The 15,012-nt window shown below is 38.1% G+C and carries 12 protein-coding genes; all 12 read right to left on the minus strand.

The window, feature by feature from the left end; genetic code table 11:
- Nucleotides 1-10: 10 nt before the first annotated feature.
- The 12 genes from AACQ49_RS14850 to nirB all read right to left on the minus strand — a co-directional run bounded on the left by AACQ49_RS14850 (nt 11) and on the right by nirB (nt 14,966).
- A complete protein-coding gene (locus AACQ49_RS14850) occupies nt 11-553 on the minus strand; it encodes a fimbrial protein (protein ID WP_129623539.1) in 543 nt (180 codons plus the stop codon).
- A gap of 61 nt (nt 554-614) precedes the next feature.
- Complete coding sequence (gene fimA / locus AACQ49_RS14855) at nt 615-1,175, minus strand: type 1 fimbrial major subunit FimA (RefSeq protein ID WP_004243225.1); 561 nt, start codon at nt 1,173-1,175, stop codon at nt 615-617.
- Between the two features lie 249 nt (nt 1,176-1,424).
- Nucleotides 1,425-1,760 carry a helix-turn-helix domain-containing protein gene (locus AACQ49_RS14860; protein WP_012368005.1) on the minus strand — a complete coding sequence of 112 codons (336 nt, stop codon included), beginning with the start codon at nt 1,758-1,760 and terminating at the stop codon, nt 1,425-1,427.
- 798 nt (nt 1,761-2,558) lie between these two features.
- On the minus strand, nt 2,559-3,566 hold the full coding sequence (gene oppF / locus AACQ49_RS14865; protein ID WP_012368006.1) for a murein tripeptide/oligopeptide ABC transporter ATP binding protein OppF: 1,008 nt from the start codon (nt 3,564-3,566) through the stop codon (nt 2,559-2,561).
- The gene (locus AACQ49_RS14870) at nt 3,563-4,552 is read right to left on the minus strand and encodes an ABC transporter ATP-binding protein (protein ID WP_004243228.1); all 990 of its coding nucleotides are present in this window, start codon (nt 4,550-4,552) and stop codon (nt 3,563-3,565) included. Before AACQ49_RS14870 ends, oppF begins: the two co-directional genes overlap by 4 nt.
- A gap of 7 nt (nt 4,553-4,559) precedes the next feature.
- A complete protein-coding gene (oppC, locus tag AACQ49_RS14875) occupies nt 4,560-5,468 on the minus strand; it encodes an oligopeptide ABC transporter permease OppC (RefSeq protein ID WP_004243229.1) in 909 nt (302 codons plus the stop codon).
- Nucleotides 5,469-5,486: 18 nt separating this feature from the next.
- A complete protein-coding gene (gene oppB / locus AACQ49_RS14880) occupies nt 5,487-6,407 on the minus strand; it encodes an oligopeptide ABC transporter permease OppB (RefSeq protein ID WP_004243230.1) in 921 nt (306 codons plus the stop codon).
- Between the two features lie 78 nt (nt 6,408-6,485).
- Nucleotides 6,486-8,123: an oligopeptide ABC transporter substrate-binding protein OppA gene (oppA, locus tag AACQ49_RS14885; RefSeq protein WP_004248215.1), complete on the minus strand. Its 1,638-nt coding sequence runs from the start codon at nt 8,121-8,123 to the stop codon at nt 6,486-6,488.
- Nucleotides 8,124-8,390: 267 nt separating this feature from the next.
- Nucleotides 8,391-10,031 (minus strand): ABC transporter substrate-binding protein, encoded by a 1,641-nt coding sequence (locus AACQ49_RS14890; RefSeq protein WP_004248216.1) that lies wholly within the window; start codon nt 10,029-10,031, stop codon nt 8,391-8,393.
- 650 nt (nt 10,032-10,681) lie between these two features.
- Nucleotides 10,682-12,064, minus strand: coding sequence for a siroheme synthase CysG (gene cysG, locus AACQ49_RS14895; RefSeq protein WP_004250932.1), 1,383 nt, complete (start codon nt 12,062-12,064; stop codon nt 10,682-10,684).
- A 26-nt stretch (nt 12,065-12,090) separates the two neighbouring features.
- A complete protein-coding gene (nirD, locus tag AACQ49_RS14900; RefSeq protein ID WP_004243234.1) occupies nt 12,091-12,423 on the minus strand; it encodes a nitrite reductase small subunit NirD in 333 nt (110 codons plus the stop codon).
- The gene (gene nirB / locus AACQ49_RS14905) at nt 12,420-14,966 is read right to left on the minus strand and encodes a nitrite reductase large subunit NirB (RefSeq protein WP_161779140.1); all 2,547 of its coding nucleotides are present in this window, start codon (nt 14,964-14,966) and stop codon (nt 12,420-12,422) included. The genes nirD and nirB overlap by 4 nt, the downstream gene beginning before the upstream one ends.
- Nucleotides 14,967-15,012: the final 46 nt, after the last annotated feature.

Here is a 15,012-nt window from a genome sequence, read left to right on the forward strand (position 1 = left end):
ATAGGTTTATTTATTGATAATTGAAAACAAACCAAACTACGCTGTCAGCTTTTCCACCGATAACGTTTTCTTTCGTTGCCAGATAACTTGCTTTAAATTTTAGTTTTAATTCATTCTCTTCAATAAATTTATACTTATTGAAGTTATTAGGAATAATTATTTCACCTTCATCATTAAATAATGCAACACCTAATCCTGAAGCTGAATTTTGTTGATCGGTGATGCTAAATAATCGTTTATCATTATTGTTTACATCACCTATAATAATTATACTGACTTTATCCGTAATACTTTTATTACATCCCATTAATTTAATAAAAAATGGAATTTTTATAGATTGACTTCCTACTCCATGAAATTGGTTACTACTAATAACACCAAGATCAACAATTTGATATTCACTTTCAGAAGATACTGTACAAGCAGGCTCTACAATTCCCCCTTTAAAAGTCACAATACCATCGTCTAAAGAAATATTTTCCCTGTCATTAGAATAGGCTGTAAATGAAAGAGTAAAAAATAGGACAATAGAATATATTAAACTATATTTCATATTTCCCTCGATATAAAAGTATGACCTTTATCAGGTCATACTTTAAATTAATCCAATTTATTTATTCATATTGCATTTTGAAAGTTACATCAGCATCAGCATGACCAGGGGTAACGGTATCTAATGTAGATTTATAACGTGCAACAAAGTTAAGTGTATTTGATCCATCAATTAACTGTTTTGCTGTAGAAAAAACAGAGCCGTCTGGTGGTAACACTTTTCCTGTATGGTCTGTAATTTCAATACCAACGCCCGTCGCAGCACCCGCACCACCTGTTGTAATATTGCTTACAGCTAATACTGTTTTATCATTTGAATCACTTACACCTGAAAATGAAACTGAGGCATTCTGTGCGACAGTCGTATCACAAGCTTCTAAATTGATATAAAAATCAGTATTACCAACTGTTTTCCCTACACTATCAAATTGTGCGGTACGATATTGTCCAATATTAACAGTTTGATCTATTGATTTTGTACTAACAACACATGCAGCATTAACAATTTCTCCAGTAAAATTAATTTTACCACCATTAACAATAGTCGCTGCAGAAGCAACACCGCTCAGTGATAAAACAGATACTGTAAATAGAGCTTTAACTAACATCTTTTTTTTAAGCATTGACTTTTCCTTTTACATTACAGGTAAATATACACAACAACTTCACTTATAAATTAAAATAGTAAATCTATATTAGATAACAATATTTGAATCCATATACTAATTATATGATAAAGTGTTAACTGCCTTAATAAGGGTGATTTAATAAATATTAAATAAATAGGATTTTAATTTTAAATAAAATCCCTATTAATTAATTCATTGATATACTTAATATACTTGCCACTAATAATATTATTTATCTTACATTTAAATAATATTCTCAAAGAATGGAATATTATTATCAGAATCATATTTTATTTTATATTTTAATGTGATAACTCTTTTGGAAACCTTTTCAAAGAAATCACTTATTGAAATATCAAATATATTTAGTATGTGAAAAAGTATATCAATAGGTATTTTATTTATTCCTCGTTCATAACGAGAAATTTGTTGTTGAGAGATATTCAATAATTTTCCTAACTCAGCCCCCGTCATAGAATTACGTTGCCTTAAAAGAAAAAGTTCATATCCAATCGAATGACAAAATATTTTTCTTTCTGAAATATATTCAAAATTCAATGAGAAATTATTTATTTCCAAAATTCACTTCCTCAACTGTATTTGCATTTAATTTACTTTATGAGATTAATAAAATCAATTATTCAAAAATTTCTAACGAATTAAAAACCTCATAATAAAACACTAAATAAGAGTAGGTAAATATACTCATTTTATTTGTATCAGGGAGTTAATTGATTATCTGATTTGAATAGTCGTTTTAAGGCAGTGATTAATTCTAAAATTACGAGAAAATAGATACAAATAAGACATAATAATCTATTAATAAAAACATATTAAATTTTTATTAATTTTTAATAGAAATATTTTTTATTGTTTTTGCTTACTGTAAAACTAAAACAGATAGGGTTAGTACAAAACTTATACTTTTTTGTTTCAAATGTTATTTTAACAAAGTTGCAATAATAAGTTTTATTAATGATAATACCTTTATATCTCATCCTAAAAATTTTTACTTGATATAAACTAATATTTATTTATTTTTTTTGGTACTGATATTTGTAATTAGATAAGTTTTTTTAATCATTATTTTATCTTATTAAAAAATAATATTTTTATAACTATAAAAACTTTTGATATTAAAATTACAAACCGACAAAAACAACATAATTCATTGATAGTAAATGATTTTCATCATTATCAACACTTTTCATATTTAAAAAAATGATAATATCAAATAGAAAATAATTTTTTAGAAAAAATCTATTACAAATAAGTTTATTTGAATATTAAATTTTTGAGCCATATGCTTTATATATAAAGAAAAAGGGCCTGAATAAATTCAGGCCCTTTTTCCTATTAATATAATTTTATTATTTATTAAAGCGGATCGACTTTTAAACAAGATACCGCATGGCGGAAACTTCCCTCTAATAAGGGGCGCGTTTTAGCACATTCTTCATCAGCCATCGGACAACGTGTACGGAAAATACAGCCTGATGGTGGATTAATTGGTGAAGGAAGCTCTCCTTCTAACAAATCAATATGCTTGTTACGCTCTTTATCCGGATCAGGAATAGGCACCGCTGACATCAATGCTTTGGTATAAGGGTGTAATGGGTGATGATAAACTTCATCATAAGTCCCCAATTCCACCGCATGACCTAAATACATCACTAAGACACGATCTGAGATGTGTTTCACTACCGCAAGATCATGCGCAATAAAGATGAGCGATAATCCCATCTCTTTTTGGATATCTTTCAGTAGATTGACTACCTGAGCTTGAATAGAAACATCCAGTGCCGATACAGGTTCGTCACAGATAACCAGTTTTGGCTCTAAGATCAGTGCGCGAGCAATACCAATCCGTTGACACTGTCCACCAGAAAACTCATGAGGATAGCGGTTAATTAAGTTTGGTAATAACCCCACTCGCATCATCATCGCTTTGACTTTTTCAACCACTTCAGCCTGTTTCATTTTCGGATGATAGGTTTTTAGTGGTTCGGCAATAATATCGCCAATCGTCATTCTTGGGTTTAAGGAGGCAAGTGGATCTTGGAATATCATCTGAATATCTTGACGAACATCGCGCCACTGTTTATTGCCCATGCCTAATAAGTCATGGCCTAACCAAGTGACTGTACCACCCGATGCTTTAACTAAGCCGATAATGGCACGCGCAAAAGTTGATTTGCCACAACCAGATTCCCCTACTACACCTAAGGTTTCACCTTCGTATAAACGTAAGGTAACGCCATCAACGGCTTTGAGGCTTTTTTTAGGTTGCCAGAACCACTGTTTATTATCTTGTACATCGAAATAAACTTTTAGATCGTTAACTTCGAGGATCACTTTTCTATCTTGTAAGGTGGCTTGGCTCATACTAACTCCTCCGCCGCTTTAAAACAGGCTCGTAATCTTCCCTGAGCAAATTGTGTTAATTGAGGTTCACTATTCAAACACTGCTCTGTTGCATATTGGCAACGAGGCTGGAATGGGCAACCTTTAGGTAAACGCAATAAGTTAGGAGGATTACCCGGAATGGTCGCCAAACGTTCATCTTCACCATCTAAACGAGGTACTGCTTGCAGCAACCCAATAGAATATGGGTGTGATGGTTGGTAGAAAATATCTCGCGCATTACCATATTCCATGGTTCGCCCAGCATACATTACCAATACTTTGTCGCAAATACCCGCAACCACCCCGAGGTCATGGGTGATCATGATAATGGCTGTATTAAGCTCTTTTTTTAGCTCGTTTAGCAGTGTCATGATTTGTGCCTGAACAGTCACATCCAGTGCCGTTGTTGGCTCATCAGCAATTAATAGTTTTGGCTTACATAATAGTGCCATCGCTATCATTACCCGTTGGCGCATCCCACCAGAGAACTCATGGGGATACATGCCCATACGTTTATGGGCTTCGGGCATTTTTACTGCATCAAGCATGCGAACTGATTCCGCATATGCATCATTTTTACTCATGCCCTTATGAAGCATAAGCACTTCAATTAACTGAGTGCCGACTTTCATATAAGGGTTAAGTGAGGTCATTGGATCTTGAAATATCATGGATATTTCTTCAGCACGCATTTTGTTTAATTGACTTTGGCGTAAGTTTAAAATTTCACGACCATTAAAATGCGCACTTCCAGCAGTACGACCGTTTTTAGCTAATAATCCCATTAAGGCGAACGCCGTTTGCGATTTCCCAGAGCCAGATTCACCGACAATTCCTAAGGTTTCCCCTGCAGATAGTTCAAAGTTGAGCTTATTTACTGCGGTTACATCCCCATCTGGAGTACCAAAGGTGACACAGAGATCTTTTACACTTAACAATGGCTTATTTGTTGAATTTGTCATCATGTTCTCCTTAACGATCTTTCGGATCTAATGCGTCACGTAAACCATCACCGATAAAGTTAAAGCAAAACAAGGTGACAACTAAAAATGCAGCTGGGAAAAGTAATAACCAAGGAGAAACTTCCATTGAATTTGCACCATCACTCAGTAGAGCTCCCCAACTACTTAATGGCTCTTGTGTGCCTAATCCTAAGAAACTTAAAAATGATTCAAATAAGATCATGCTAGGAACCAGTAATGAAGCGTATACCACAACAACACCTAATACATTCGGCACGATGTGTTTAAGGACGATATTACGTGATGACACACCACAGACTAACGCCGCTTCAATAAACTCTTTACGTTTTAAACTAAGTGTTTGTCCCCGTACGATACGAGCCATATCGAGCCAAGATACCATGCCGATGGCAACAAAGATCAGTAAGATATTTTGCCCAAAAAAGGTCACCAGTAAGATAACAAAGAACATAAATGGGAAGGAGTTTAATATCTCCAGTAAACGCATCATCACTGAGTCAACGCGCCCACCGATATAACCTGCCATCGCGCCATAGAGGGTGCCAACAATCACCGCGACAAATGCCGCTGCAATACCTACCATCAGTGAAATACGTCCACCAATTGCTACACGAACTAATAAGTCACGTCCTGATGAGTCAGTGCCAAAATAGTGCGCTGAGGCAAAATCAGGTGGCATTGACATCATTTCCCAATCCGTATCGTCATAAACAAAAGGCGATAACATGGGGGCGAAAATGACAAAAAGTAAAATACAAAATAGTAGTACTAGGCTGGTGATCGCCGCTTTATTGTGCATAAAACGACGACGGGCATCTTGCCATAAACTACGACCTTCAACATCTAGCTGCTCCGAGAAATTCCCCAGAGCTTCGCTATTTTCTTTCATCGATAACATAACGTGCTCCAGTCTCTATTAATAACGAATTTTCGGATCGATTACGGCGTATAAAATATCAACTATGGCATTAAATAAAATGGTTAAACCACCCACAATAATGGTTAAACTCAATACCAATGAGTAGTCTCGATTTAATGCACCATTAACGAAAAGCTGACCAATACCCGGTAATCCAAAAATGGTTTCAATGACCATAGAGCCTGTAATAATCCCCACAAATGCCGGCCCCATATAAGAGATCACTGGCAGTAATGCTGGTTTTAACGCATGACGTAGCACTATGCGTTTCATTGGCAAGCCTTTGGCTTTGGCCGTTCTGATAAAGTTTGAGTGTAAAACTTCAATCATAGAACTACGTGTGATACGCGAAATACTTGCAATGTAAGAGAGCGATAATGCAACCATCGGCAGTAACATGTACTGAATTTGCCCACCATTCCAACCTCCCGCCGGTAACCAACGTAAGGTAATCGCAAAGATAAGCACTAATAGTGGCGCCACCACAAAGCTCGGTATCACAACCCCCGTCATGGCAAATGTCATGACGGTATAATCCCATTTGGTATTTTGATTCAGTGCGGCTATCACGCCTGCCCCCACACCAAAAATAACCGCTAATACAAAGGCCGATAGCCCTAATTTTGCAGAAACAGGGAATGCTTTACCGACTAAAGTGTTAACACTGTAGTCTTTATATTTAAAAGAAGGCCCTAAATCCCCTTTCGATAATTGAATTAAATAATCGAAGTATTGTTTGTAAATGGGATCGTTTAAATGATATTTCGCTTCGATGTTGGCCATAACTTCAGGGGGTAATTTCCTTTCCCCAGTAAAAGGGCTACCCGGCGCTAAGCGCATCATAAAGAACGAAATCGTTATTAGAATAAAAAGTGTCGGGATCGCTTCCAAAAAGCGACGAAAAATAAATTTGAGCATTGCCCGTTCCTATAACACAAACCTATTCAGGCGTGGTGATAAAAAGACCTCGCTTAACTTAAGCAAGGTCTCGCCCGATTATTTAGCAATAATATACAAGTCTTTAGTATGTAAATTATCCAGTGGATCTTTACCTGAATAACCACCAACATAAGGTTTAACCAAACGGGTGTTTACGTAGTAGTAAAGTGGAACAATGGCAGAATCTTTATCTAATACACCTTCTGCTTTTTGATAAATTTCTGCACGTTCATCATCCGATTTCACGCGTAAAGATTCTTTCATATACGCATCAAATTGTTTGTTTTTATAGTGAACGGTATTATTACTGCTGTAAGACAGCATCATGTTAAGGAATGAAGAAGGTTCGTTATAATCTGCACACCATCCTGCACGTGCAACATCATAATTACCTTGGTGACGTGTATCTAAGAACGTTTTCCACTCTTGGTTTTCAAGAGAAACCTCAGCACCTAAGTTTTTCTTCCAAATAGAAGAGGCCGCAATCGCAACTTTTTTATGTAGATCAGAGGTGTTATACAGTAACTTGAATTTTAATGGATTGGCTTTGTTATAACCCGCCTCTTCTAATAATTGGCGCGCCTTTTCATTACGTTGCTCTTGGGTCCAAGAAGCGAACCACTCTGGTTTACTCTCTTTAATGCCATCGGTGAAAGGCGGTGTAAATCCGTAAGCAGGGATATCACCTTGGTTTTTCACTTTATAAGTGATGATATCTCTATCCATAGATAGTTTTAGTGCTTCACGTACTCGTGGATCGTCAAAGGGAGCTTTCTCATTATTAATTTCATAATAATAAGTACATAAGTATGGACTGATACGTAATTCATCTGGGATCTCTTTTTTCAATTTTTGGAAAAATTCAATCGGCAGATTGCTATAAGTCATATCGATTTCACCCGCACGATAGCGGTTTACATCGGTGACTTCTGATGAGATAGGTAAAAAAGTAACTTTATTGATAACCGTATTTTTATTGTCCCAATAGGTTGGACTACGCTCTAATTCAATACGTTCGTTTACCGTCCAATTTTTCAGTACATAAGCACCATTGCCGACAAAGTTCGCAGGTTGCGTCCACTTTTCACCAAATTTTTCAATCACTTTTTGATTCACTGGCGACATCGAGGAGTGAGCTAGCAATTTAGGTAAATAAGGTACGGCCTCTGATAATGTGATTTCTAAGGTATTATTATCAAGCGCTTTAACACCTAGTTCCGTCGGTTTTTTCTTACCGGCGATAATATCGTCAATATTAACAATATGGGCATATTGTAGATAACTTTCATAAGGTGATGCTGTATTCGGATCTGCTAAACGTTGCCAGCTATAAACAAAGTCTTGCGCTGTTACAGGGTCACCATTTGACCATTTCGCGTCTTCACGAATTTTGAACGTCCAAACGGTAAAATCTTTATTTTCCCAGCTAGTCGCAGAGCCCGGTAGAATTTCACCATCAGGCCCTACAATCGTGATCCCTTCAAATAGATCTCGTGCTAATGCTGATTCAGGTACACCCTCAATTTTATGAGGATCAAGTGATTGTGGCTCAGAGCCATTATTACGCACTAACTCTTGTTTATCAGCCAGTTTTACCCCATCAGGCACAACAGCCGCAGTAGCATTGAGCGCCGTAAAACCAAAGATAGTACCAATGGCGATCGCTAGCGCACTTTTTTTAGTTACATTTATCATCTTATCAAATACTCCCAGTTAGTGAGTCGGCCATTGTTCGGCCTTCCTGTGATGCTTCGCTGTGTTTTTGGAACGTTTTACACAACTTATTGTTTTACAAAAAAATAAAATATTGTTGCGGATTGACTATCTATGCTTAACTGCATGATGTCTTTATCATTTTTGTGCCGTTATATTTTGTGTAGTACTTTTTATGCTGTACTTTTTTAAATTGCTTTTGCTAATTAAAATCAGATATAGCTATAGATGCGTTATAACTTACCAGTTTTATTTATCTGCCTTTATAAAATAGCGCTTTAAGTCCGTATAATCAAAGGGGTCTTTACCGGTAAATCCGCCCACTTTAGGACTGACCATTCTGACACTCACACGATAATAGACTGGTACAATAGCGGAGTCCTTGTCTAACAAGGCTTCAGCACGTTGATACAGTTGGTGACGCGCTTCATTATCAGTGGCCAGTAACGCATTCTTTAATGCAGCATCATAATCACTATTTTCATATAAAATAGTATTTAGACTGCTAGTGGAGAGGAAAGAGTTTAAAAATGATGTTGGTTCATTGTAATCGGCACACCATGTTGCCCTTGCCACTTGGTAATTACCTTGGTTACGATTTTCTAACGTCGTTTTCCACTCTTGATTTTGTAAAGTGACATTAGCACCAATATTCTTTTTCCACATAGAAGCGGCAGCAATAGCTTGTTGCTTATTCTGATCGGATGTGTTGTACAACAATGTAAACGATAATGGGTTTTGGCTGTCATAACCGGCTTCTTTTAATAACTCACGCGCTCTTTCATGACGCTGTTGTTGCGTCCAACCTGCCCATTTAGGGGGTTTAAACTTACCATTATTAATAAAAGGTGGAGTAAAAGAGTAAGCCGGTATTTGCCCTTGCCCCATGATCTTTTCCGCGATAATTTCTCTATCTAAACTTAATTTTACCGCTTCACGCACACGGGGATCATCAAAAGGTGGACGTTTATTATTAAGCTCATAAAAGAAAGTACATAGGTAAGGCGTAACATGTAGATTCTCTGGTTGCTCTTGTTTCATCTTTCGATAAAGCGTAGGAGGAATAGCGCTATTGGTGATTTGAACTTCACCGCTACGGTAGCGATTAATATCACTGGTTTCTGAGCTAATAGGTAAAAAAGTCGCTCGTTCAATAATGGTGTTTTTATTATCCCAATAAAGCGGATTACGTTTTAAAGTGATTTTTTCATTAACCACCCAATTATCAATTAAATACGCCCCATTACCGACAAAGTTTTCCGGGCGAGTCCAATTGACACCATATTTTTCAACAATCTCTTTTTTAACTGGTTTTAATGAGGTGTGGTTTAGCATATCCACCAGATAGGGAACCGGTTGTGTGAGCGTAACTTGCAAAGTATGTGGATCAATTGCTTTTACCCCTAGACTCTCTGGGGATTTCTTACCTGTCAGAATATCTGCAACATTTTCCACATAGGCATATTCAAGATAACTGGCATAAGGCGAGCCAGTTTGGGGATCAGTTAATCGACGCCAACTATAAACAAAATCATCTGCAGTAACCGGTGTACCATCACTCCATTTCGCATCATCGCGTAAATAGAAAGTCCATGTTTTATTGTCTTCTGAGCTCTCCCATTTAGCGGCAACCCCCGGCATACTTTCGCCATTAGGCCCCATATAAGTGAGCCCTTCTAATAAATTTAAAATAATATTACTTTCTGGTACCCCTTCCACTTTATGTGGATCAAGGGAGGAAACTTCAGTGCCATTATTAATAACAATATCTTGTTGTTTCGCAAGAAGAGTACCTTCTGGAGGTATTACCGCATGAGAAAGAAAAGAGGTCAGCGCAAGTGATATAATGCTGACAGGAAACATCATTTTTAACATAACTTTCTTTTTCATGGGTACCTCTCCTAATAAATAATCATCTATAGCGGGGTTACTCAATTTACATATAAATTATTTTTAAATAATATTCAGATATTTCATGCTATTTAATATGTTGAGATAATTGTTAGATAAAATTAATAACAATATTCTTCTTTTTTACACTTATAGTGAATTTTGTCAATTAGTGCGGTGTTATTATCACTTAAACTTTACTAAGCCCAGTAGACTTCTATCTTATGAAAAAAGAAAATTCTCATCACGCTATCTACAACAACAAATAAACATTTAATTAACACTGCGCAACTTTTATAGATAGAAAACCTACATAGCTCACAAAATTAATATAATCAGATGGGTTTTTAGCGAGGATACAGAACTTTATGATGTGTTCGGTGTAAGTTTTTTTTCACACAACTTGATTATAAACAATAACAAATCTGTCTTTAAATGACAGAAACTGGCTAATCTAAAAATAACGGTAGATTAATAAAAAAACATTTTTATTATTTGTTTTTAAAAATTAATATATTTTTTGAAATGCAATTAAAATCAGTACTATTTTCATTTATATCCCGATGAATTAGCAAAAAAATATCCTTTATCGTTGTTATGAACCATAAAGGATATTCTGAGCGTTAGCCTACTTCTTCAAAATTTTTGCTTTAATTGGCTAAAGTCGTACCAAACCATTGTAGCTTTTGATTTAAACTGACGACTTCACCAACAATAATTAATGCAGGACTTTTCATTGAGCTTGCCATTTCAGTTAGTTGCTGTAATTGACCAACAACCACTTTTTGTGTCGCTAGTGTACCTTTTTCTACTATTGCCACTGGCATAGTGGCACGCATATGCTGATTAAGTAACATTTGCTGAATGTAATCGGCTTTACTTAGCCCCATATAAAAAACCAAAGTTTGGTTATCTTGTGCGATACATTGCCATTGTGCGTCGTTCAGCCCTTTTCCATGCCCAGTAATAAAACGCACACTTTGTGCATAATCCCGATGTGTTAACGGAATACCGGCATAAGTGGTACAGCCTGATGCCGCGGTAATGCCGGGCACCACAGAAAAAGGTATTTGATGCTCAATTAAAGCTTCTAACTCTTCACTTCCTCGACCAAAAATAAAAGGATCACCCCCTTTTAACCTCACTACCCTTTTCCCTGCCTTAGCGTGATTAATAAGAATTTGGTTAATCTCCTCTTGAGGAACACAATGAAAACCAGCTCGTTTACCAACATAAATACGTTCAGCATCTCTGCGCACTAAATGCATAACCTCATCAGAGACTAATCTATCATAAACCACGACATCGGCTTGCTGACATTGTTGCAGCCCTTTAATAGTCATTAATCCTGCATCTCCAGGGCCTGCCCCCACCAACACCACACTCCCTTGGGGCTGGTTATTTTCCGCTAGCAATGTGCTGATACGTTGTTGAATGCCGTTATCTCTACCTGCATCAATTTCTGCTTGTAGCGCTTTATCTGCAAAAAAACGCTCCCAAAAATAGCGTCTAGCACTCATGGTGGCAAAACGTTGTTTAACTTGCTCACGTAATTTCCCTGCTAACTGCGCTAAAGCGCCTAGCGAGTTGGGCAACCACTGTTCCATTTTTTCACGTAAGATACGTGCAAGTACTGGGGCTTTTCCTCCCGAAGAAATTGCAACCATAATAGGGGAACGGTCAATCACTGAGGGCATAATAAAGCTAGCTTGCTTGGGCGAGTCAACCACGTTACAAAAAATGCGTTGTTCTGTGGCCTGCTGATAGACGAGTTGATTCACTTGCTCATTATCTGTGGCCGCAATGACTAGCCATTTGTCAGCTAAATCAGCAACACTAAATTCAGCCGTGAAACACTGTAATCGTTGCTCGTTTTGCCACTGCATAAATTGTGGTGTGAATGTCGGTGCAACGACGGATATAACCGCTCCCGCGTCCATCAGTAAACGTGCCTTACGCTCTGCTACTTCACCGCCACCTACTAATAAACAAGGTTTATTGTTGAGCTGACAGAATATTGGAAAATAATCCATCTGGGTTCCCCTATTTATTGGTTTTATCAATGACGCGAACGCACACTGACGGTATTGCCTTCGACTTTGACTTCATAATGAGTAATTGAATAGTGCTCATCTTCAAGGCAATAACCATCTGTTAAGCGAAAATGCTGCTTTTTCAGTGGACTGACGATATATAACTCATTGTCGTGCTCTGCAATTAATCCCCTTGATAAAACACTCGCTTGCGCGAAGGGATCAATATTACTTAATGCGTAGAGCCGTTCATCTTGGTATGGACGGAAAATAGCCACCTGATCTTGCTCCACCAGCGCACAAACGCCAGTTCCCACAGTGATGTCATCTAATTGGCAAACCGCTATCCATTGACTCATGATTGCGTCTCCTCTGTTACCATTTTGATATCAATACGTTCATGCACGCGGGCAGGACGATGCTGAGCACGCTCTTTTACCATCTGTATATTAGGATCGGGCATCGGATTGTTAATAAAGTGCACAAAACGTTTCAATGCTTGTGGTGAATCAAGGGTTTCTTGCCACTCACAGGCTACGCGCTCTTGTAAAACTTTAAGCTCTTTTTCTAACTGTGCATTTAAGCCTAACTTGTCGTGAATAATGACCTCACGTAAATATTCAACGCCCCCTTCTAGGCTTTCTAACCAAACGGAGGTTCGTTGTAATTTGTCTGCAGTACGGATATAGAACATCATAAAGCGGTCAATATAATGGATCAGCGTTTCTTCATCTAAATCCGCCGCGAATAGATCGCCATGACGTGGTTTCATGCCCCCATTACCACCAAAATAGAGATTCCAGCCTTTTTCTGTGGCAATAATCCCTACATCTTTCCCCTGAGCTTCGGAGCATTCACGGGTACAACCAGATACCCCAAATTTCATTTTATGCGGCGTGCGGATCCCTTTATAACGATGTTCTAAAAAGACACCTAATCCAACACTATCGCCAACCCCAAAACGACACCAACTGTTTCCTACACAAGTTTTTACCATACGGATCGCTTTGGCATAGGCATGGCCTGTTTCAAAACCCGCGGCAATTAATTTCTGCCAAATCGCCGGTAAATCTTGCTTCTGTGCACCAAACATCGCCATACGTTGAGAGCCTGTGATTTTGGTGTATAAATTGTATTCTTGCGCAATTTGTCCAATCGCAATAATACCCGCTGGCGTAATTTCACCGCCGGGGGAGCGTGGAATAATAGAGTAAGTGCCATCTTTTTGCAGATTGGCGAGGAAGTTATCATTCGTATCTTGTAACGCAACTAAGTCATCACGCAAGATATAGTCGTTCCAACACGAAGCCAGCAGAGAGCCGACGGTCGGTTTACAAATTTCACAGCCATAGCCTTGACCATGTTTTTTCAATAGTTCATCAAAGCTTTTCAGCCCTTCAACACGAATAAGATGATAAAGCTCTTGGCGAGAATAGTGAAAGTGTTCACAAAGGTGATGGTTAACTTCAATGCCTTGTTTTGTGAGTTCCGCATTTAATACTTGAGTGATAAGCGGAATACATCCCCCACACCCCGTTCCCGCTTTTGTTTCTGCTTTAATCGCCGCAACCGTATGACAACCTCGTTCAATAGCTTGAATAATGTCGCCTTTGCTTACATCAAAACAGGAGCAAATTTGTGCTGTTTCAGGTAATGAATCAACCCCGATTGCCGGTTTACTTCCAGCATGAGCAGGTAAGATTAATGTGTCAGGATGTTCTGGTAATTCAATTGTATTTAATGCTAACTGTAACAGATTGCCATAATCTTCCGTGTCCCCAACCAATACCGCACCTAATAGGTATTTATTGTCTTCACTCACTATCAGGCGTTTATAAATCTCTTTACCTTCATCAAGATAAATATAGCTACGACAACCTGCTTGGCGACCATGAGCATCACCAATTCCCCCTACATCAACCCCGAGTAGTTTTAATTTTGCACTTAAATCCGCCCCTTGGAATGCAGTCTGTTGACCTAATAGATGATCAACGGCCACCTGAGCCATTTTATAACCCGGGGCAACTAACCCAAACGTTTGGTTATGCCAAGAAGCACACTCCCCAATGGCATAAATATCCGCATCTGAGGTTTGGCAATAGTCATTAATCACAATCCCCCCTCGTGGTGCTATATCGAGAGAACATTGGCGTGCTAATTTATCTTTCGGACGTATACCGGTTGAAAATACGACAAAATCAACCTCAAGTGAGGAGCCATCGGCAAACTGTAATGTTTTACGCGCATTTTCCCCTGTCGATAAGATCGCTTGGGTGTTTTTCGCTGTGTGTACTTTAACCCCCATGCGCTCTATTTTGCGTTTAAGTTGCTCTCCTCCCATGCTATCAAGCTGTTCTGCCATTAGCGTTGGCGCAAATTCAATCACATGAGTTTCAATACCTAAACTTTTTAGCGCACCAGCGGCTTCTAAACCTAACAGCCCGCCGCCAATAACCGCCCCTTTACGGCTTAAACGAGCACAAGCTTCAATCGCATTTAAATCTTCAATAGTTCGGTAAACAAAACAATCTGGTGAGTTGTTTCCATTAATAGGAGGAACCCATGGGTAGGAGCCTGTTGCCATGATCAATTTGTCGTAGCTAACACAACGCCCAGTATTGGTGTGCACCACTTTTTCTTCACGATTAATGGTGATCACACGCTCACCCACTAATACTTCAATATGATGTTTCTCGTAATAACCGGGTTTAACTAACGAGAGCTCTTCAGCAGTGTGATGAGAAAAATAGGAAGAGAGATGGACTCTATCATATGCAATACGAGGTTCTTCACAAAAGACGATAATATTGAACGTTTCGTTGCCGCCCTTATCAATCAATTCTTCTATATAACGGTGTCCAACCATGCCGTTACCGATGATTGCGAGTGTTTTCTTGCTCATTTTTGCCTCAGATCTAAAGGTATCTAAGGTTAAAATACGAGGCTAC

The organism is Proteus sp. G2675, assembly GCF_963886535.1.
Lineage (GTDB): Bacteria > Pseudomonadota > Gammaproteobacteria > Enterobacterales > Enterobacteriaceae > Proteus > Proteus mirabilis.